The following is a 20,048-nucleotide window of genomic DNA, read 5'->3' as shown; positions in this document are numbered from 1 at the left end:
GGCCCGACACGATGAGGGGCCATTGACTAAACCGCGCACCCTGCAGTTCGGTGGACAGGTCAGCGGCTTCGACCCGAAGGGGATGGGGATGGGCACGGAACCAGGCAGGGCATCAGCTGGTCTGGACGGTGCGGCGGCCGAGGCGCTGCTACGCACCGGGCGGTTCTTCAGCCGGGCCGAGACGTCCGACGACCTGCGGACGATCCACAAACGCGGCGGCCGCAGTGGCGACGTCTTCTACCGGGACCGGTGGAGCTACGACAAGGTCGTCCGCTCCACCCACGGGGTGAACTGCACCGGCTCGTGCTCGTGGAAGGTGTACGTCAAGGACGGCATCATCACCTGGGAGGCGCAGCAGACCGACTATCCGTCGGTCGGAGCGGACCGCCCCGAGTACGAGCCGCGCGGATGCCCACGCGGCGCCGCCTTCTCCTGGTACACCTACTCCCCCACCCGGGTTCGCTACCCCTACGCCCGTGGCGTCCTGGTCGAGATGTACCGGGAGGCCAAGGAGCGCCTGCAGGATCCCGTCGCCGCCTGGGCCGACGTCGTCGGTGACCCGGTCCGCCGGACCCGGTACCACCAGGCTCGCGGCAAGGGCGGCCTGGTGCGGATCGGCTGGTCCGAGGCGGCCGAGCTGATCGCCGCCGCCCATGTGCACACGATCAAGGCGCACGGCCCGGACCGGGTCGCCGGCTTCTCCCCGATCCCCGCGATGTCGATGGTGTCGCACGCGATCGGTGCCCGGTTCATCGAGCTCATCGGCGGCTGCATGACGTCGTTCTACGACTGGTACGCCGACCTGCCCGTCGCCTCACCACAGGTGTTCGGCGACCAGACCGACGTACCGGAGTCCGGTGACTGGTGGGACGCGTCGTACCTGCTGATGTGGGGTTCGAACGTGCCGGTGACCCGGACGCCGGACGCGCACTGGATGGCCGAGGTGCGCTACCGCGGGACCAAGGTGGTCGCGGTGTCGCCGGACTACGCCGACAACACGAAGTTCGCCGACGAGTGGTTGCCGGCCCAGCCCGGCACCGACGGCGCCCTGGCGATGGCGATGGGCCACGTGATCCTGACCGAGTCCTTCGTGAAGCGGCGCGTGCCGTTCTTCGTCGACTACGTCCGGCAGTACACCGACCTTCCGTTCCTGGTCACGCTGCAGGACAAGGACGGTGCGAAGGTTCCCGGCAAGTTCCTCACTGCGGCCGACCTCGGCGACGAGTCCGAAGGCGCGGCCTGGAAGACGGTCCTGCTCGACGGCCGGACCCACGAGCCGGTCGTCCCGAACGGCTCGATGGGCTTCCGCTACACCGACTCCGGCGTAGGGCACTGGAACCTCGACCTCGGCGACGTCTCCCCGCAACTGACAGTCCAGGACCTGACCGGCACGACAGGCGTCGAGGTCCTGCTGCCGCGCTTCGACGAGCCGGCCGGCGCCGGTACTCTCCGCCGCGGTGTTCCCGCCGTCGAGGTGGCTGGGCGACTGGTGACGACCGTCTTCGACCTCATGCTCGCCCAGTACGGCGTACGTCGCGCAGACCTGCCCGGAGACTGGCCGAGCGGGTACGACGACGCGGCTACGCCGTACACACCGGCGTGGCAGGAGCAGATCACTTCGGTGCCGGCCGCGACGGCCACCCGGATCGCCCGGGAGTTCGCCGCCAACGCCGAGGAGTCCGGCGGCCGGTCGATGATCATCATGGGCGCCGGGATCTGCCAGTGGTTCCACGGCGATGCGACGTACCGGGCGATCCTGAGCCTGCTGATGCTGACCGGCTGCATGGGCCGCAACGGCGGCGGGTGGGCGCACTACGTCGGACAGGAGAAGTGCAGGCCAATCACCGGCTGGGCGACCCTGGCGATGGGGCTGGACTGGGTCCGGCCGCCCCGGCAGATGATCGGCACCGCGTTCTGGTACACGCACACCGACCAGTGGCGGTACGACGGCTACCAGGCCGACGCACTCGCCTCCCCGCTCGCCACCGGCGCCCTGACCGGGATGCACACTGCCGATGTCGTCGCGCAGTCGGCGCGGCTCGGCTGGATGCCGTCGCACCCACAGTTCGACCGGAACCCGCTCGACCTGGTCGACGAAGCGGATGCCGCGGGCAACGACCCGGCGCAGCACGTCGTCAGCGGCCTGCGCGACGGCACCCTCGGGTTCGCGTGCGAGGATCCGGACGCGCCGGCGAACTGGCCCCGCGTGCTGACGGTCTGGCGGGCCAACCTGCTGGGCTCGTCGAGCAAAGGAAACGAGTACTTCCTGCGCCACCTGCTCGGCACCGACGCGAACCTGCGCGCCACCGAGACCCCGCCGGACAAGCGCCCGCGCGACGTGACCTGGCACGACGAGGCGCCGGAGGGCAAGCTCGATCTCCTCGTCTCGATGGACTTCCGGATGACGTCGACCACGCTCCTGTCCGACATCGTGCTGCCCGCCGCGACGTGGTACGAGAAGCACGACCTGTCGAGCACCGACATGCACCCCTTCGTGCACGCGTTCAACCCGGCTGTGGATCCACCGTGGGAGACCCGAACCGACTTCGACGCCTTCCACGCCATCGCCGGCCGGTTCAGTGAGCTGGCCGCCGAGCACCTCGGCGTACGGCGGGATCTGGTCGCGACGGCGCTGCAGCACGACACACCAGGCGAGACCGCCCAGCCGGGCGGTGTCGTCCGGGACTGGCGGCACGAGGACACCGACCCGGTTCCCGGCAAGACCATGTGGGGCCTCACCGTTGTCGAGCGCGACTACGCGGCGGTGGCCCAGCAGCTCGCCGCACTCGGGCCGCTCGTCGACCGGCTCGGCGTGACGACGAAAGCGGTCACCGTCATACCCGACCGTGAGGTCGACGATCTCGCGCACCGCAACGGCGTCATGTCGGCCGGGGTCGCGGCGGGCCGGCCGGCGTTGGACACCGACAAGAAGTTCGCGGAGGCGATCCTCGCCCTGTCGGGTACGACGAACGGCCGCCTCGCGGTGGAGGGCTTCCGGGCACTCGAGCGGCGGACGGGCACCCCGCTGGTCGCGCTCGCCGAAGGCAGCGAGGAGAAGCGGATCGTCTTCGCCGACACCCAGGCGCGGCCGGTGCCGGTGATCACCAGCCCGGAGTGGTCGGGCAGCGAGACCGGCGGCCGCCGGTACGCGCCCTTCACGGTCAACGTCGAACACCTCAAGCCGTGGCACACCCTGACCGGCCGAATGCACTTCTTCCTCGACCATGACTGGATGGCCGAGTTCGGCGAGCAGCTACCGGTCTTCCGGCCGCCGCTGGACCTGAACCTGCTGTTCGGCGAGCCCCAGGTCGGGCCGGACGGGCAGCGGCAGGTGACGGTTCGCTACCTGACGCCGCACTCGAAGTGGTCGATCCACTCCGAGTACCAGGACAACCTCCTCATGTTGTCGCTGTCCCGCGGCGGGCCGACGATGTGGATGAGCCCCGCCGACGCCGAGGCAATAGGCGCCAAGGACAACGACTGGGTAGAGGCGGTCAACCGGAACGGCGTACTCGTCTGTCGGGCGATCGTCTCCCACCGGATGCCCACCGGCACCGTGTTCGTGCACCACGCCCAGGAGCGGACCATCGACGTACCGCTGACCGAAACGACCGGGAAGCGCGGCGGCATCCACAACTCACTGACCCGGCTGCTGGTGAAACCGACACACCTGATCGGCGGCTACGCGCAGCTGTCCTTCGCGTTCAACTATCTCGGCCCGACCGGGAACCAGCGCGACGAGATCACTGTGGTCCGTCGCCGGTCTCAGGAGGTGACGTACTGATGAAGGTGATGGCGCAACTGGCGATGGTGATGAACCTCGACAAGTGCATCGGCTGTCACACCTGCTCGGTCACCTGCAAGCAGGCGTGGACGAACCGGACCGGGATGGAGTACGTCTGGTTCAACAACGTCGAGACCCGACCAGGCCAGGGCTACCCGCGCACCTACCAGGACCAGGCGAAGTGGCGCGGCGGCTGGGAGCTGAACAAGCGCGGCCGGCTGAAGCTGAAAGGCGGCGGCCGGCTTCGCAAGCTGCTGACCATCTTCGCCAACCCGAAGCTGCCGTCGATCCGGGACTACTACGAGCCCTGGACCTACGACTACGAGAAGCTCACCAGCGCACCGCTCGGCGACCAGATGCCGGTGGCCCAGCCGCGCAGCCTGATCAGCGGCGAGCCGATGAAGATCGAGTGGTCGGCGAACTGGGACGACAACCTGGCCGGCGGACCGGAGCTCGCCGTCCAGGACCCGGTGCTGGCCAAGCTCTCCCGCGACGTCAAGCTGCAGTTCGAGCAGACCTTCATGTTCTACCTGCCGCGGATCTGCGAGCACTGCCTGAACCCGTCCTGCGTCGCGTCCTGCCCGTCCGGCGCGATGTACAAGCGGGCCGAGGACGGCATCGTCCTGGTCGACCAGGACGCCTGCCGCGGCTGGCGGATGTGTGTGTCGGGCTGCCCGTACAAGAAGGTGTACTTCAACCACAAGACCGGCAAGGCCGAGAAGTGCACGTTCTGCTACCCGCGCGTCGAGGTCGGCCTGCCCACGGTCTGCTCGGAGACCTGTGTCGGCCGGCTGCGCTACCTCGGCCTGCTCCTGTACGACGCCGACGCCGTACTCGCGGCCGCCTCGGTGCAGGACCCGAAGGACCTGTACGCCGCCCAGCTCGACGTCCTGCTCGATCCGCATGACCCGTCGGTGATCCGCGCCGCGGAACAGGAAGGGATCAGCGCGGAGTGGATCGAGGCGGCACAGCGGTCGCCGGTCTACAAGCTCGCCAAGGAGTACAAGGTCGCCCTGCCACTGCATCCGGAGTACCGCACCATGCCGATGGTCTGGTACATCCCGCCGCTGTCGCCGGTCGTGGACGCGCTCCGCGAGACCGGGCACGACGCCGAGGAGGCCGGCAACCTGTTCGGCGCCATCGAGTCGCTGCGGATCCCGATCGAGTACCTCGCCGAGTTGTTCACCGCCGGCGACACCGCCGTGGTGGACGGCGTACTGCGCCGGCTCGCCGCGATGCGCTCGTACCAGCGCGACCTGAACCTCGGCCGCCCGGCCCGGCCGGAGATCCCGGCCGGCGTCGGGATGACGGAGGCGAGCATCTCGGCGATGTACCGGCTGCTCGCGATCGCCAAGTACGACGACCGGTACGTGATCCCCACCGCGTACGAGGAGACCGGGCGGCAGCTGGAGGAGATCGGCTGCTCGCTGGACTACGACGGCGGGCCGGGGATGTACCTCACCGGATCGAAGCCGTTCGGCGAGGCATCCGGCCGTCCGGTGCCGGTGGCCGTCGAGACGTTCCACGCATTGCGGCATCGGCAGACCGACGACCAGGCAGCGAGTCCGGAGACGGTCTCACGGCGGGTCAACCTGCTCAACTGGGACGGACAGGGAACTCCGGCCGGTCTGTTCCCGCCCCGGCGGGAAGGCGATGAGCAATGAGCCGGCAGACCACCGCGGTCGCGCACAAGGCAGCCTCGCTGTTGCTCGCCTACCCCGATGAGGAGTTGTTCGATCGACTCCCGATGATCACCGATGCGCTCTCGACGCTGCCCGCCGATGTCGGCGCGCCGTTGCGCTCGTTCGCCGAGCACCTTGCGGCGTCCACGCCGGCCGCCGCCCAACGCGACTATGTGGCGACGTTCGATCTGCGGCCACGATGCTGCCTCTACCTGACCTGGTGGACCCACGGAGACACCCGTGAACGTGGCAAGGCACTTGTCGGTTTCAAGGATATCTATCGCGCGGCAGGCCTGACACCACCGGATGACGAGCTGCCGGATCACCTCAGCGTCGTACTCGAGTTCGCCGCGACCGGTGACGCCAAGGCTGGGGTGGCGTTGCTTACGCAGCACCGCGCTGCACTGGAGCTGCTGAAGGACGCGTTGCATCGGCATCGGTCGCCGTACGCGCAACTCGTCGAGACGGTGCTCGCGACCCTTCCCCCGTCGGGACCCGACGTGCTGCTCGCGGCGCGCCGGATCGCCGCCGAAGGACCGCCGCAGGAACGCGTCGGCCTCGAACCGTACCCGACTGGAGGACCGCGATGAGCACTGTGCTGTGGGTGATCCTGCCCTACGTGACCATCGCTGTGCTGGTGGTCGGGACGATCTGGCGGTACCGGTACGACAAGTTCGGCTGGACGACGCGGTCCAGCCAGCTCTACGAAAGCCGGCTGCTGCGAATCGCCAGCCCGCTGTTCCACTTCGGCATCCTGGTCGTCATCATCGGCCACCTGATCGGGCTGGTGATCCCGGAGTCCTGGACCTCCGCCGCCGGTCTCAGCGAGCACGGCTACCACATTCAGGCGCTGGTGCTCGGCGGCGTGGCGGGTGTCTGCACGCTCGTCGGCGTAGTCCTGCTGGTCTACCGCAGGCGCACCCAGGGGCCGGTCTTCATGGCCACGACCAAGAACGACAAGACCATGTACGTCGTCCTGGTGGCGGCGATCGTTGCCGGGCTCGCGACAACTCTGCTCGGCTCAGGCGCCGTCGGCGCGGAGCACAACTACCGGGAAACCGTCTCGCCGTGGTTCCGCTCGCTCTTCGTGCTGCAGCCGGACGTCGAGGCGATGGAACACGCCCCGTTCGCGTTCCAGCTGCACACGCTGATCGGCCTGCTCCTCTTCGCGATCTGGCCCTTCACCCGCCTCGTCCACGCCTTCAGTGCCCCCGTCGGCTACCTCTTCCGTCCCTACATCGTTTACCGCACCCGAGACACCCGCCCCCGCTCCCGCCCGTAGCGGCTAGCTCTCCCACAGGCTCGGGCGGAGGAACTCACGTTCGTCGGCGCGCAAGACGCGAATCCACCGCAGAGCCAGCCAACCGCTCACCACGAGCAGCACCGCCGACGGCCCGGCGTCGGGTCCGAGATCAAACGTCTCTCCCGTGACCAGGACCGCGACCATGCCTGCCCACAGTGCGGTGAACAGCGTGACGATCTTGATCAGCACCACCACCGCCAATGGGCCGGCGACGGCGCGACCGCGTAGCAGCATCAGGCCAACGGCAGCGATGCACGGCAGCACGACCACCAGGTCGAGCACGAAGACCGGGTACGGCGTACCTCCGACTCCCTCGGGCTCAGGAGCACTCCCGCCGGCGGCGTACGGCGCCAATGTCGAGAGCCACAGCAGCGCGAACAGGATCGCAACGACGACCAGCATCCACCCGGTCCCGCGCTCGAGGCGCCGCGATCCGACCCGCGACCACGCCGTACCGCGCAACCGCAACAGCCCGTCGAGGAGCGCGGCTCCGGCCAGCGACTCGATCACGACGTACACGAGGAACACGCGGTTCATCGGGACGCCGGTCAGATAGATCGCGTAGCTGTAGACGACGTACGCCAGGAGGCCGAGCCGGACGAGATGGACCCGCGGCGAGATGTAGCGGCGACGGACCAAGTAGACCAGCAGGCCGGCAACCACGATGCTGCAGACGTCCTGTGCCTTGGCGCCCAGCACGGTCGCTTCCGGGAGATCCCGATACGGCTCGGCAGCGAACAGGCCGTACGCCGACGCGAGCACGATGCCCAGAGCAAGTACGACGGTTGACCACAACATCAGGGCAGTCCGTCGCACCCCCGCGCCGCTCGCTTGAGTCGAACGGCTCTCTGTTCTGGTGGTCACGGCGTCTCACCTCCCTGCTACCGATGGACCTGAGGGAACGAGCGGCGGCGGCCGTAGGTGAAGTAGGCGATCGGCACCGCGCCGACCGAGTTGGTCAACGTGATCGCGACCGCCCAGCGCACCTTCGACCCCCGCACCTCGGCAGGCGACCGCCGTGCCAGATCGGCCAGCGCGGCGATCTTCAACACACTGTCAAACGCACCCGCGGCGATGACGACGCGGCGCATCCTGGGACTCAGCTCGTCCCATCTCTTCCCAGCCACGTCTTCACAGTGCCCCCAACAAGCGCCGCCGCAATAGGGCACATCGGCCCTACATACCCGACCCCTGCAGCCCTCATCATGGGGACCGATCAGACGAGGGCGAAGCCGCCGGTCCCGGAGATCTTCTCGCCGGCGTCTTGCGGGGCTTCTTGGTCGGGGCGCGCTGCTGCGTTCGGTAGGCCAAGCCGATGCCGCCGAAGCAGATGATGGGTGTCAGCACCCCGATCACGGCCAGCATCACCAGGTCGATCGCACTCATCGCGTGCTCCTCTGCTGCGCCGCTTCGCGTCCCGCCAGGTAGCCGAAGACCAGCCCGAGCGAGATGGTGCCTCCAGCTCCGCCGTAGAACCCCTTCGTGGGTGCGCCTCCTGCGTTGCCGGCGGCGTACAGGCCCGGAATGGCCTCGCCCTCGGTGTTCAGCGCGCGCCCGAGCGCGTCGGTCTTCGGACCACCCACGGTGCCGAGCGCACTGGCTTCGACCTTGAGCGCGTAGTACGGGGCGGTGTCGACCGGTCCCAGCACGCTCGACTTCGGACTCTTCAGTACGCGCCGGATGATCTTCGCCAGCGGCCCGACCACGAGGGAACGCACGCGTTCAGGGTCGTTGTTCTTCGCCACCCGTCCCGCGAGCTTGCTGACAACCGGCCCGATGAGTGCCGCGATGGCCAGCCGGGCCTTTGCGGTGGCAGCGGGGAACCGTGCGTCCGGCGAGTTCTTGCCCAGCCGGGGATAGAAGGCGCCGAAGTAACGGTCGAACAGCGTGCCACCGCGGTTGAACTGCGGGTCGCGAGCGCGTGCGGCCTGCGGGTTGAACTGGTCGACGGTGCGGAGCAGCCCCACCTCATCGACCCCGATCTCGGTTGCCAACTCGGACAGCGTGTCGGCGCGATGGAGGTAGTCGGGCACGTCTCCGCCCGGGGTGATGCCGAAGATCCCGAACTTCGTCCAGTAGTTCTGGTCGAAGATCAGCCAGGCCGTGGCGTTCGGCATGGCGCCCGTCTCCGGGTCGACCGCTCGCATGATCTTCCCGAGCTGGTCGTACGGAAGGGCCTCGTTGGCGAAGCGGTCGCCCTTGCGGTTCACCATGATGCTGTGCGGCAGCGCCCGCTCCCCCAGGAACACCCGACTGAGTGGGCGGCCCTCCAGTTCTTCGCCGGGCAACTGCACCCCGGGCATCCACCAGGCGTCCTCCACCCCGGTCAGATCAGCGCCGACCTCCTCAGCCAACTGCATCGCAATGCCGTCATGACCCTTTGGCGAGACCTGAACGCCGAAAGGCGCGCCGAGGTAGGTTCCGGTGACCTCGGGCGAGCTCTCGAACCCGCCGCTGGCCAGCACGACCCCCTTGGTGGCACGCACCGTGTGCTCGACGCTATCGGCTCGGACCACCACGCCCCGCACCCCCGATTCGTCTGTGACGAGCCGCACCACAGGAGCCTCCACGCGTACGTCGACACCGTTGCGCAGGCCTGCCTCGAGCAGGGCTCCGACCAACGCCGGCCCGGCGAGCCAGACGTCCTCGCTGCCGATCCCACCCAGCAACCAGAACGGGAGCGGATTCTTGGCCATGCCCGTCGTCAGGGCCGGCCGCACGAACTTCGCAGCCTCACCCAGACCTTCGGGCGAGTAGGGGCCGGGAAAGAGGGCCCGGCCGACCGACGCGCCGTCGATGTCGGAGCGGTAGTCCGGCCAGATCGCCGGGATCCACCCGAAGGAGGTGTGCTCTTCGATGAACCGGGCGACCTGCGGCCCTGTCTGCAGGAACTGCTCCACCAGGTCGTGGTCGAGAACGTTGTCCCGGCCCTCGCCGTAGAGATAACGCCGAGCCTGGTCGAGGTCGTCGTCGACCTGCAGGTCGCCGGTCGAGAAGCCGTGGTTGGGGATCCACGCCGCGCCCGCAGAGATCCCGGTGGCGCCACCGACGATCTCCCGTGACTCCACGACGAGAACCCGCGCTCCCTCCTTCGCGGCGGCCAGCGCCGCCATCAACCCGGCTCCGCCGGAACCGACGACTGCCACGTCGACCTCGTCCGGGATGCCACGCTCCGGCACGCTCCCGATGGAGCCGCGGAGGTTACTGCCGATCATGATGTTCCTCCTCTTGCACGAAAGATTTACGCTACAGATGATGTAGCGTAAATGGATGCGGATCTATTCCCGGCAGACTGGGCCCCATGCCTCACAGCAGCTCCAACCGCGGCCGGCCCCGGCTCGAGTCGACCGACCAGCGCATCATCGAAGCGGCAATGGAGCTGCTGAAGGAGAAGGGGCCGGCCGCGGTCAACATCGACGCCACAGCGGCTCGATCCGGTGTCGCCCGTACGACGATCTACCGCCGGTACCGCAGCCGGGACGAGCTGATGACCACCGTCCTCGAACACCTCATCGACCCGGCTCCCCTGGCGCCCGACCTCCCGGTCGCCGAGAAACTGCGCTGGGTTCTGGACCGGATCAGCGACATCCTGGAGAACCGGCTCGGTCCGGGTGGCGCCGCAGCCGTCATCGCCGACAGCGATCCGGTGTTCACCGCCGCCGTACGCGCACGTCTGGCGACCCGGATGGGCGCACTCGCCGACCTGATGAACCTCGACATCAGCACAGGCAGGCTCCGCGAGACCGTCGATCCCGACACGGTGCTCGGCATGTTGGTCGGCAGCTATCTCGCGGAGGTCCTCAGATTCGGGTCGCCGCGCGCCGGGTGGACCGACCGTGCCGTCGAGTTCCTGACTCCGGCAGTGGCACCGGTAGGGATGGACTGATACTTGACGGGGTGAATTAACCCGCCGTACGGTACCGGGCACGCCCCGCTACGGAAGGTGCCCCGTCATGATCACCGTTCGTCTCGTCCGCCGTGTGCTTGCGCTGGTGACCGCCGTACCACTGGCTCTGACTGCCGGGGTGGTGCCGGCGCAGGCCAAGAGTGACTTCAGTGTGAAGCCGTTCATGGGGTGGAGCAGCTGGAGTGTGCAGTCGTCGACTCATCCCGACTACGGCACGAAGTGGCTGACCGAGGAGCACATCAAGGCGACCGCCGACTCGATGGCGGCGAACCTGAAGCGAGCCGGGTACACCAACGTGAACCTCGACGCGGGTTGGAACGCCAACTGGGAGTGGCAGTTCCGCACGGACGCCAACGGCATCCCCGAGGCCGACCCCGAGCGGTTCCCGAACGGCATCGCCAGCCTGGCCCGGTACGTCCACGGCAAGGGCCTCAAGCTCGGTCTGTACGGCGGCGCCGGCCTGCAGAAGGCGATCTACGACAAGAACGCCCCGATCGTCGGTACCGACTGCACGACCCAGGACATCACCGTGATGCCGCTGACGCCGACCAACATGTGGGGCGGCGACTGGAAGATCGACTTCACCAAACCGTGCGCGCAGGCGTACTTCGACTCGATCGCGGACCGGTTCGCGTCCTGGGGTGTCGACTTCGTCAAGGTCGACGGCGTCACCACCGACAACATCCCCGACATCGAGGCCTGGTCGAAGGCGATCGACCAGAGCGGCCGCAAGATGTGGCTGACCGCGAGCGCCTGGCCGATTCCGCGCGAGGCGGGCGAGGGCCTGCGGCCGTGGGCGAACAGCGTCCGCGTCGACACCGACGTCGAGTGCTACTGCAACACCGTGTCGACCTGGACGAGCTCGGTCGACAACCGGTGGGAGGACCTGCCGAAGTGGCTCGACGTGGTCGAGCCGAACTACTGGCCGGACCTCGACTCGATGCCGATCAACAACAACACCGGCGCCGGGATCCAGGACGGCATCACCGACGTGGAACGGCAGAGCGTGATGACGTTCTGGTCGATGGCCTCCTCACCCCTGTACGTCGGCGGCGACCTCTCGAACATCGACGACAAGGCCGTCTCGATCCTCACCAACCGCGAAGTGATCGCCGTCGACCAGGCCGGCGTGATCCCCACCCAGGTCACCGCCGGAACCCTGCAGGTCTGGAAGAAGCGCCTGCCCGACGGCCGCCTTGCCGTCGCCGTCTACAACCTCGGAGACCAGCCCGCCGACATCACGGTCTCCTGGCAGCAACTCGCCGTACACGGCAGCAAGAAGGTCCGCGACCTGGTCGACCACCGCGATCTGGGCAGGCACAACAAGTCCTGGACCGCCAAGTCAGTCCCAGCCCACGGCTCCCGCCTGATCACCCTGTCCTGACCTCGTTGGGATCGAGGCCCGCAGAATTGACCGGATAACGGGCAACACAGCGTCCGGGGAGCCAGTCAGCCGAACACGGCTTCCCGGGCGCGGGAGTGGATCCGTAGCCTGCTGGGGTGACTTGGGTGCGGGCTTTGCAGGATGCCAGGGCCAGACGAGAACTGGCCGCGCTGCGCGACCGGATCATGCCGGAACTGAACCCCTTCGCGCCGGCGCTTCAAGCCGCCATCGACCAGCATGCGGCCGCGATCCGCGACATCCTCGGACTCACCGCGGGCCGCTCCGGCCCGGTCGAGTTGGCTGCGTACGCCAACGGCGTACACGACGTCGCGGTCGAGCGTGGCTGGACAGGCGGGACCACCCTGGACTGGGTGACGATCCGGCTGCTGGCCGCGGTGAGTATGGCGTCCGCGCCGCGCTGATCAGATTCCCCGCGATGTCGGCGGCGGGTTCGTGGACGGCCGGGGTCGTTCGCCTTCGAGTCCGACGCTCATCCCGGCCGACGGCTCACTCGGCTCACTCGGCTCGCGCGGGTACTGGCTGCGCTCGGCGTCCTCACGGCCGCGCTGGTAGGCCTCGTCGCGGGCGCGCGCGTTCGGGAAGTCCTGCTCGGCACGGTTCAGCCAGCGTTCCCACCGTTGCTGCATCGGGCGTACCAGCCCGCCCCCCATGCCGACGACGATGACGCCACCGACGGTGGCCAGGACCGCGATCAGGACCGGCGTCGTCACCGTGGTGGCCACACCGATCTGGTTGAGGGCCGCGATGATTCCCAGCGCGATGACGAAGATCTGAACCGCTTTCGCCACCAGTTGCCCGTAGCTCAGGGCCGACAGTGCGCTGCCGACGAGGTCGCGCAGCGCGTTGGCGACCGCGGCGGCGACCACGACGATCACGATCGCGACGACCGCCCGCGGCAGCCATCCGACGATCGCTGCGAGCAGGTCGCTGACCGGGTTCGGACCGAAGACGCCGAAGGCGAACTGCAGAGCGATCAGCAGGACCGCGTAGTAGACCAGCGCCGCGATCAGGCCACTGGCGTCGTACTTCGACTGCGCTAGCGCCCGGCCCACGCCGCCACGTTCGACCGCTCGGTCGAAGCCGACCCGGGTGAGCACCACCTCGACGACCTTGCGCAGCGCCTTGGCAATTAGCCATCCGATCAGCAGGATGACCAGGAACAGGGCGAACTTCGGCAAGAAGTTGATCACTGCGCCGACCGCGTCGTTCCACGACTGGGTGAGATCCATCGTTCCGCTTCCCTTCGATCAGCCCGGCGGATCTCCCCAGCGGATCACGGGCGGCGATGTGCGTCGTTCTACGCCGCTGATTTGCCCATGCGGTACCCGCCCCCACACCCAACAAACGACAGCCCCCGCGAATACCCCCGCAGCGCACAGGTGTTGCCGATAGGCGGTGGATCGGGGCGCGGTTGTTCCTGGCGTTCGCCGATATTGGTGAGCGCAGTTACCAGGACGGCCGAGGTGGCGGACCCAGCAGGGCGATGCCGTGCCGAGCAGCCGTCTTCGCGAGTACGGCGAAGTCCGGCCGCTGCACGGGCTCGGGCGGCAGCGTGAGCGCCGGAGCGGGCCGGCCGACCTCAGCGGCGAATTGCTCGAACCCGGCGGGCGTGTGCAGGGACAGGAACCGTGCCGTCGTCGAGGTGACGACGTACGCGTGGCTCACGCGTCTCGGCAGCACAGCGGCGGTGCCAGGACCTGCCGTGTGCTCGGAATCGCCGACGAGGACCCGCAGCTCACCATCGAGCACGAGGAACATCTCGTCGTCACGTTCGTGGACATGGACCGGGCTGGCGTCCCCGCGCCGGGCCAGGTTGTCGGTCAGCGAGAAGGCTCCGCCGGTCTGTTCGCCGCTCACGCGCACCTGGGACAGCACGCCCAGGAACCAGATCGCCGTCTGGGCCTCCGGATCGGCGATCAGCCTGCGGGTGTCTGATGTCATGGGTTCCAGCCAACCGGGATCCATCGATGATGTCCAAGGCCTATTGGTTCGTGATTGATAACGTGGCTGCATGGATGTGGATGCCCGCTTGTGGCGGTCGTTCGCCACAGTGGCGGACGAACTCCACTACGGCCGCGCCGCAGAGCGCCTGCGCGTCACCCAGCCGGCGCTGTCCCGGCAGATCCGCGACCTCGAACGGATCCTCGGGGTCCGGCTGTTCGACCGCACCAGTCGGCGGGTCGCGCTCAGCCGGGCCGGTCAAGCAGTGCTCGAGCAGGCTCGCCGGGCGCTGACCGAGTCCGATCGCGCCGTACGGCTGGCCCGGCTCGCTGCCGAAGGCGACTGGGGCGAGCTGACCGTCGCGATCCTTCCGTCGGTCGCACCGGCACTGCTGCCCGCGATCATCCGGGCACACCGGAACGCGCACCCCGAGATCGGCTTCCGGATCAGCGAGAGCTTCGACGACGAGCAACTGGCGGCGCTCACCGCCGGGCGCATAGATGCCGGGTTCGTACGTGCCTCCGCGGCACCGCCAGGCATACATCTCGAGACACTGCTCACCGAGCCGCTACTGGCCGGCGTACCGCTGGATCACCGACTGGCCGACCGTGACCGGATCGCCCTGTCCGAGCTCGCCGGCGAGCCGTTCGTGTTCTTCCCGCGGCACCGGTCCGTCTTCGCGTACGACGAGTTCATCGCGGCCTGCCGCGCAGCCGGGTTCAGCCCGGACATCGTCCAAGAGGCCAGCGGAATCTCCGCACTCGGCCTCGTCGCGGCGGGCCTCGGCGTCACCGCCGTCGCCTCCTCCTACGCAGCGGTGTCAATGGCCGGCGTCCGCTTCGTCCCCATCACCGGCCACGAGCTCACCCTGCAACTCGCCTGGTCCGCGGACAACACCAATCCCGCCCTGCCCGCCTTCCACGAGACCGCCCGCCGTCAGTGCAAGGCAACCGACAGCAAGAGGACGGACGGCTCCAGGGCTTCGATGTCGTGACGTTGCGGAGGTACGGCGACCAGGCCACCCGGACCGAGTTCGACCTCCGCCTCGCCGGCGTGGACCAGGACGCGACCCTGCAGGCAGAGCAGCGAAGCGTCCCCGGGACTCTTGTGCTCGCCCATCATCCGGCCCGCGGCCAGCGCCATGAGCGTTTGCCGGAGCCGCGCGCCGGACCTGCTGTAGACAGTCACCGAACTGCGCCCGCTGTCGGCAGACCCTGCCTTCACCAGCAGGTCGGCAGCCAATTGGTTGATCACCGCAACGTCCATCGTTCGATGATGGCACGACACCGCGCTGTCCTTCAGCGGCTCGTCACGGCAGGCAGGCCGGAGCGCTTGCCAAGGCCGCGTCGGCCCGCGCGAACGCGTTGAGGTTTCTCGCCGCGTTCTCCCAGGCCGTGACCCACATTTCCTGAGCATGTTCGGCGCCGAAGTCGCCGTCCGCGTGGGCTCTCATCATCTCGAGATGAGCGGCCCAGTCGCCGGCCGCAGCTCGCCCGCTGGCCGCGGCTGCCTGGAGCGTGGTCAGCCGCTGGGCGCAGGCGACCGCCTCCGGGCTGGTCAGTCCCTCGCACCCCCGGACGACCTTGTCGTACGTGGCCGTGACCGTGGCAAGTTGAGCGACATCAGCCGGTCCGGCAAGCCGAGTCCGCTTCCAGATCGCTTTGGTCGTCTCTTCGGTGTTCTTCCCGGCCATGAGATCCGTACGGGCCTGGACATGCTCCCGCCAGTGCCCGGCCGCAATTCGCGCGGATTTCACCACCGCTTCAGCAGCGGCAACCTGGGTCGCACAGGCACCGGCCGGACCGGTCTCATCGGACGCCGGAAGCGTCCCGGAAGCCGACGACACGGTTCCCGGCAGGAAGGTCGAAGGCGGCGGACCAGTTCCTGGTTCACCACCAGCCTGAAGCTGTGCGCCCACGACCACGACCACGACGGCGGCTCCGACAAATCCCGCCGCGAGCAAAAGCCCGCCGCTCCAGCCGTTCCCGTGCGGTAACGCTCGTCTGGCCCGTGACATCGTGGCAAGCTCCCCGGTTGCTCGGTCGGCCCTGCGAAGGGAATGCTGCCAGGAATGCACGGACAAGCGCGAGTTATTCACTTTACGGAGCGGTAATCGTACGGACGGTCGAATGACGCTGCTTGTAGCAACCACCCCGGCGGCGAGCGCGCCGGGGTGGTTGCCACTGGCAGCCTGAAGGAGCTCAGCAGCCCAGCCAGAGCACCGGACGGGCGCGTGGGCCGTCGATGAGCCAGCCGGCCGCAACACCACTGTCGCTGAGTGTGACCACCGCGCCGCGATCAGGCCCGTCGACGCCGGGCAGCGGGACGATCCGGCCGCCATGGTGGGCGATGGCGGCCGGGAGCTCGGCTCCGGACACCGCCAGGTCACCGTGCCGGTTGACCGCCCGCGCGCGACCTACGACGCCGAGCACGTTGGCCGCTCGTCCACGGGACCGCCAGGCGGCCGGGATCTCGCCGTCAGCGCCGATCAGGCCGCCGGCGATCCATCCGCCGCGAATCTTCCAGGTGTACACGTGCGGCTCGTCGGCCGGCCCGTGAAGCACCCGGGCAGCGCCCCCGCGCGGCCAGATGTAGCCCACCGTCATCGGGGAGTACGAGCCCCCGACCACGGTCCCGTCGTCGTCGATGTCCACGGCGTACAGGTGATCGGAGCTCGCACCGGGCGGCGGGGTCAGCTCCCGCGGCCTGTCCGGCTGCCCAGCCGGCCAAACCAAGACATGGGCCTCGAAGGTGGCGGGATCATGCGAGATCCCCAGGATGTCGCCACGGGCGTTGATCGCCACCGCGTCGGTCACGTAACCGGGACGCAGGCTCGCCAGGGTGGTGAACCGTCCATCCTGGTATCGCCAAGCACCGCGCGACCCGGCCCCGACCAACACACCCGACGCGTTCACGTCCTTGATCAGCGCCCGCTCGTACGGCGTCCGCAGCTCACGCAGCCGCCGGTCGATCCACAGCAGCGGGGTCCCCTCCTCGGGCGTGGTCCATCGCGCGCCGATCAGGTACCGGCCAGACGGATCGCCGCCCGTCACGACACTGTCCCCGGGCAGCGCCGGCTGCGGGAGACGATGGACCCGGCATCCACCGGCGGCGGCCTCGCTCGCCGCAGCCCCGCTTGCGGCGGTCCCGGCGAAGCTCGGCACACCGACCGCGCCCACCGGGACGGCGGCGACGGCCAGGACGGCGAGCGCGGTTCGGATCGGTCTGCGGAACGTCTTCATGATGTTCCCCCCTTCGGATATACCCACCTAGATGCCTTCCAGGGCGTCGCGGTTATAGATCCTCGGTGATCATTTCCAGTGCCCGGTCCAGCACGCGGCGCGACCGGAAATTGCTTTCCTGATCGCACCGTCGCATTTGCAGAAGGGCAACGCACAATCGGGCAACTATTTCAGCGCGCGGCTCATCGTGCGTGATAAGAGGCGCGACCCGGCGCCTCAGCAGGGGGGAATTGCCATGTTCAGCAGACGTTTGATCACCACGTCGGTCCTGATGACCGTCCTCGTCGCAGGTTGCAGCGAATCTCAGCCCACAGGTACGCCGCCCACCATTGCGGGCAAGGCCGGACCATCGACCTCCGCGACTCCGTCGAAGCCGGCCACGAGACTCGACGCTCTGACGGCCGATCAGCTAGCCGAAAAGGCGGAGTCCGCGGCCGAAGCGGCCGTCGGCGTACGGGTCCGAGCCACGATGACGACTGACGACGGCAGGCCGTTGACGTTCGATCTCGGACTCACCAGGACCGCCGCTTCCGGCACTCTCACCATCAACGGCGCACGGCTCAAGATTCGCATCATCGGCAGAACCGTCTACCTGCAGGCCAGCGACGCCTACTGGCGGCAGAACACCAAGCCGAAGAAAGAGGCCGACATGGTCATCGAGATGATGCGCGGCAAATGGCTCAAGGTCGCGCTGACCGACGAGAAATTCGGCCAACTGACGACCTTCGTCCGCAAGTCCGCCCTGTTTTTCGACCTGTTCGACCACGCCGTCGGGTCACGGAAGGCCGGGACGAAGACCGTTGGAGGCATCCCGTGCATCGGCCTCGTGGACGCCCAGGGAAACACACTGTGGGTCGATGCCACCAATGCCCGCCCCATCCGCCTGGACCAGCCTGGCAAGTCTCGTTCCGAGCGCATGACCTTCACCTTCAGCGAGTACAACCAGATCAAGGAACCCAAGGCACCGCCGGCCGCGCAGATCACCGACGGCAAGAGCCTCGGCATCTGAGAGTCCACCGACATCCCCGGTCCGGACCGCCACGGTCCACTGCATCACCTGACGTCAGTGCAGGGAGTCCAGCTTCTGGCGGGCGGCGGTGAGGCGGCCGGCGGCCTGGTCGAGGTGGTCGGAGGCGGCGATCAGGTCGGCGTCGGCCTCCGTGAGGACGCCGGCGGTCGTCGGCCGCTGGGGGCGGATGAGCCGGGCGTAGCGGGACAGGCTGAACGACGTCATCAACAAGGCCATCGTCGACATCAGCGCTCGCAGCTCGTGGAACTCGGCCACGAGCCCCTTCGCCGCGACCTCGTCGGCCGGACGGTGCCGCAGTACGTCGACCGCGCGCCGCAACGCCGCGCTGCAGGGAGTCTTCCGCGCTCTCTGACACTCTGGTCCTCTCCGGTCCGAGCCACCCGAGGGAGCAAGCGTCGCCAAACCACCTGCCGGCAGACAAGCGGTTCGGCCGAGCCGTGGACGAATCGTGACTATGCCAGCTCGCGCAGTCGCGCCTTGGCGCCCCTTTCCACGAACAGCGGCACGAAGTCCCGGATCGGGACCTCTTCGAACTCGGGGCGGGACTGGTTCACGGCCTGCGCAACTTCCGCTGCGGGCACCCCCGGAAACTGCTTGGCCAGGCGATCGACCACTTCTCCGATCGCACGCTCCTCATCTGACCTGTCCATGTCATCCATGGTCCGGACCGCAGTCCCGCACACAAGACCTGTCCGACATTCGATCAATTCTGTGCGAGTGTGGCAGTGGGTACTCAGGTGTCCGAGGGAGGGGATCGTCGTGAACGCGACGGGAGCGGGAGCACCTCGCCGTACTCCGCTGGAGGCACTCGGACGAGCGACCGAGTGGATCAACTCGCCCCCGCTCACCGCGGCCGGGCTGCGCGGCCGCGTCGTACTGGTCGACTTCTGGACCTACACCTGCATCAACTGGTTGCGGACGCTCCCCTATCTCCGGGCCTGGATCGAGAGGTACGGCGGCCACGGGCTGGTCGTCGTCGGCGTTCACACCCCCGAGTTCGGCTTCGAGCAGGACCTCCGCAACGTCCGGCCGGCGATCGACGAGCTTCGGGTCGACTACCCGGTCGTGGTGGACAACGACTACGCCATCTGGACGGCCTTCGAGAACCACTACTGGCCGGCCGCGTACGTCGCCGACGCCGACGGGACGATTCGCCACCACCAGTTCGGCGAAGGCGGCTACGAGGAGATGGAGGCGGTCATCCAGCGCCTGCTCGCCGAGACCGGCGCCGGCGGATTCGGCCCGGACCCCGTCGAGGCCCAAGGCACCGGCGTCGAAGTCCAAGCGGACTGGCAGAACCTCTGGTCACCGGAGAACTACCTGGGCTTCGCGCGCACCGAGAACTTCGCGTCGAAGGACGGCGCCGTACTCGGCCGCCAGCACACCTACGCCGCGCCCGAGCGCCTGCAGCTCAACCAGTGGGCGTTGTCAGGTGACTGGACGATGACCAGAGAGTCCGTGGTGCTCAACGAGCCTCAGGGCCGTCTCTCCTGCCGATTCCACGCCCGCGATCTCCACTTGGTGCTGGAGTCGAGCGACCCGATTGGCTTCCAGGTGCGAATCGACGGACAGCCTCCGGTCGCCGCTCACGGCACAGATGTCGACGCCCATGGCGATGGCACCCTCGACCGGCCGCGGCTGTACCAACTCCTCCGCCAGCCGGACGTGGTCGCCGATCGCAACTTCGAGATCACCTTCGCCAGGCCGGGCGTCCGCGCTTATGCCTTCACCTTCGGCTGATTCAACCTAGGAGA

At 68.3% G+C, this 20,048-nt stretch carries 21 protein-coding genes; 10 read left to right on the top strand and 11 right to left on the bottom strand.

Annotated features, from left to right (window positions below):
- Positions 1 to 88 precede the first annotated feature (88 nt).
- Genes ACIBGM_RS25435 through narI form a run of 4 tightly spaced genes read left to right on the top strand, consistent with a single transcriptional unit; the run spans position 89 to position 6,748 of the window.
- Entirely contained in the window at positions 89 to 3,784 is a 3,696-nt protein-coding gene (locus ACIBGM_RS25435; RefSeq protein ID WP_396387069.1) for a nitrate reductase subunit alpha, read from the top strand.
- The gene (gene narH / locus ACIBGM_RS25430) at positions 3,784 to 5,448 is read left to right on the top strand and encodes a nitrate reductase subunit beta (protein ID WP_396386930.1); all 1,665 of its coding nucleotides are present in this window, start codon (positions 3,784 to 3,786) and stop codon (positions 5,446 to 5,448) included. Before ACIBGM_RS25435 ends, narH begins: the two co-directional genes overlap by 1 nt.
- Positions 5,445 to 6,056, top strand: a complete 612-nt coding sequence (narJ, locus tag ACIBGM_RS25425) for a nitrate reductase molybdenum cofactor assembly chaperone (RefSeq protein WP_360534406.1) — start codon at positions 5,445 to 5,447, stop codon at positions 6,054 to 6,056. The genes narH and narJ overlap by 4 nt, the downstream gene beginning before the upstream one ends.
- Positions 6,053 to 6,748, top strand: coding sequence for a respiratory nitrate reductase subunit gamma (gene narI, locus ACIBGM_RS25420; RefSeq protein ID WP_360534404.1), 696 nt, complete (start codon positions 6,053 to 6,055; stop codon positions 6,746 to 6,748). Before narJ ends, narI begins: the two co-directional genes overlap by 4 nt.
- 3 nt (positions 6,749 to 6,751) lie before the next feature.
- Here the strand turns inward: narI and ACIBGM_RS25415 are convergent, their stop codons facing one another.
- From ACIBGM_RS25415 to ACIBGM_RS25400, 4 genes are all read right to left on the bottom strand, one after another.
- Entirely contained in the window at positions 6,752 to 7,567 is an 816-nt protein-coding gene (locus tag ACIBGM_RS25415; RefSeq protein WP_360534402.1) for a hypothetical protein, read from the bottom strand.
- Positions 7,568 to 7,650: 83 nt separating this feature from the next.
- Positions 7,651 to 7,896 carry a hypothetical protein gene (locus ACIBGM_RS25410; protein ID WP_360534400.1) on the bottom strand — a complete coding sequence of 82 codons (246 nt, stop codon included), beginning with the start codon at positions 7,894 to 7,896 and terminating at the stop codon, positions 7,651 to 7,653.
- Between the two features lie 76 nt (positions 7,897 to 7,972).
- On the bottom strand, positions 7,973 to 8,155 hold the full coding sequence (locus ACIBGM_RS25405; RefSeq protein WP_360534398.1) for a hypothetical protein: 183 nt from the start codon (positions 8,153 to 8,155) through the stop codon (positions 7,973 to 7,975).
- Positions 8,152 to 9,984 (bottom strand): FAD-dependent oxidoreductase, encoded by a 1,833-nt coding sequence (locus ACIBGM_RS25400; protein ID WP_396386929.1) that lies wholly within the window; start codon positions 9,982 to 9,984, stop codon positions 8,152 to 8,154. Before ACIBGM_RS25400 ends, ACIBGM_RS25405 begins: the two co-directional genes overlap by 4 nt.
- A gap of 86 nt (positions 9,985 to 10,070) precedes the next feature.
- Here ACIBGM_RS25400 and ACIBGM_RS25395 point away from each other — a divergent pair, with 86 nt between their 5' ends.
- The 3 genes from ACIBGM_RS25395 (at position 10,071) to ACIBGM_RS25385 (ending at position 12,482) form a co-directional block, all read left to right on the top strand.
- The gene (locus ACIBGM_RS25395) at positions 10,071 to 10,655 is read left to right on the top strand and encodes a TetR/AcrR family transcriptional regulator (RefSeq protein WP_396386928.1); all 585 of its coding nucleotides are present in this window, start codon (positions 10,071 to 10,073) and stop codon (positions 10,653 to 10,655) included.
- Between the two features lie 67 nt (positions 10,656 to 10,722).
- Positions 10,723 to 12,060, top strand: a complete 1,338-nt coding sequence (locus tag ACIBGM_RS25390; RefSeq protein ID WP_396386927.1) for a glycoside hydrolase family 27 protein — start codon at positions 10,723 to 10,725, stop codon at positions 12,058 to 12,060.
- 116 nt (positions 12,061 to 12,176) lie between these two features.
- Positions 12,177 to 12,482, top strand: coding sequence for a DUF6401 family natural product biosynthesis protein (locus tag ACIBGM_RS25385; protein ID WP_396386926.1), 306 nt, complete (start codon positions 12,177 to 12,179; stop codon positions 12,480 to 12,482).
- On the opposite strand, the gene ACIBGM_RS25380 is transcribed toward ACIBGM_RS25385, so the two are convergent.
- Positions 12,483 to 13,310 carry a hypothetical protein gene (locus ACIBGM_RS25380; RefSeq protein ID WP_360534388.1) on the bottom strand — a complete coding sequence of 276 codons (828 nt, stop codon included), beginning with the start codon at positions 13,308 to 13,310 and terminating at the stop codon, positions 12,483 to 12,485.
- Between the two features lie 217 nt (positions 13,311 to 13,527).
- Positions 13,528 to 14,022 carry a cupin domain-containing protein gene (locus ACIBGM_RS25375; protein ID WP_396386925.1) on the bottom strand — a complete coding sequence of 165 codons (495 nt, stop codon included), beginning with the start codon at positions 14,020 to 14,022 and terminating at the stop codon, positions 13,528 to 13,530.
- Between the two features lie 70 nt (positions 14,023 to 14,092).
- On the opposite strand from ACIBGM_RS25375, the gene ACIBGM_RS25370 reads away from it, so the two are divergent.
- Positions 14,093 to 15,016, top strand: a complete 924-nt coding sequence (locus ACIBGM_RS25370; RefSeq protein WP_396386924.1) for a LysR substrate-binding domain-containing protein — start codon at positions 14,093 to 14,095, stop codon at positions 15,014 to 15,016.
- On the opposite strand, the gene ACIBGM_RS25365 is transcribed toward ACIBGM_RS25370, so the two are convergent.
- The 3 genes from ACIBGM_RS25365 to ACIBGM_RS25355 all read right to left on the bottom strand — a co-directional run bounded on the left by ACIBGM_RS25365 (position 14,959) and on the right by ACIBGM_RS25355 (position 17,264).
- Positions 14,959 to 15,288 (bottom strand): cupin domain-containing protein, encoded by a 330-nt coding sequence (locus ACIBGM_RS25365; RefSeq protein WP_360534382.1) that lies wholly within the window; start codon positions 15,286 to 15,288, stop codon positions 14,959 to 14,961. The genes ACIBGM_RS25370 and ACIBGM_RS25365 overlap by 58 nt on opposite strands.
- 43 nt (positions 15,289 to 15,331) lie before the next feature.
- Positions 15,332 to 15,778, bottom strand: a complete 447-nt coding sequence (locus ACIBGM_RS25360; RefSeq protein WP_396386923.1) for a hypothetical protein — start codon at positions 15,776 to 15,778, stop codon at positions 15,332 to 15,334.
- Between the two features lie 445 nt (positions 15,779 to 16,223).
- The gene (locus ACIBGM_RS25355; RefSeq protein WP_396386922.1) at positions 16,224 to 17,264 is read right to left on the bottom strand and encodes a hypothetical protein; all 1,041 of its coding nucleotides are present in this window, start codon (positions 17,262 to 17,264) and stop codon (positions 16,224 to 16,226) included.
- 235 nt (positions 17,265 to 17,499) lie between these two features.
- On the opposite strand from ACIBGM_RS25355, the gene ACIBGM_RS25350 reads away from it, so the two are divergent.
- Positions 17,500 to 18,273 (top strand): hypothetical protein, encoded by a 774-nt coding sequence (locus ACIBGM_RS25350; RefSeq protein WP_396386921.1) that lies wholly within the window; start codon positions 17,500 to 17,502, stop codon positions 18,271 to 18,273.
- 54 nt (positions 18,274 to 18,327) lie between these two features.
- Here ACIBGM_RS25350 and ACIBGM_RS25345 read toward each other — a convergent pair whose 3' ends face one another.
- Together ACIBGM_RS25345 and ACIBGM_RS25340 are read right to left on the bottom strand one after the other, a co-directional pair.
- Entirely contained in the window at positions 18,328 to 18,612 is a 285-nt protein-coding gene (locus tag ACIBGM_RS25345; protein WP_396386920.1) for a hypothetical protein, read from the bottom strand.
- 134 nt (positions 18,613 to 18,746) lie between these two features.
- Positions 18,747 to 18,944: a three-helix bundle dimerization domain-containing protein gene (locus ACIBGM_RS25340; RefSeq protein ID WP_360534372.1), complete on the bottom strand. Its 198-nt coding sequence runs from the start codon at positions 18,942 to 18,944 to the stop codon at positions 18,747 to 18,749.
- Between the two features lie 109 nt (positions 18,945 to 19,053).
- Here ACIBGM_RS25340 and ACIBGM_RS25335 point away from each other — a divergent pair, with 109 nt between their 5' ends.
- Complete coding sequence (locus ACIBGM_RS25335) at positions 19,054 to 20,034, top strand: redoxin domain-containing protein (RefSeq protein WP_360534370.1); 981 nt, start codon at positions 19,054 to 19,056, stop codon at positions 20,032 to 20,034.
- The last annotated feature ends 14 nt before the right edge of the window (positions 20,035 to 20,048 follow it).

Origin of the sequence: Kribbella sp. NPDC050470 (assembly GCF_044458365.1) — a bacterium.
GTDB lineage: Bacteria > Actinomycetota > Actinomycetes > Propionibacteriales > Kribbellaceae > Kribbella.
Note: the sequence above shows the minus strand (reverse complement) of the source record. Positions and strands in the feature narration are given on the sequence as shown.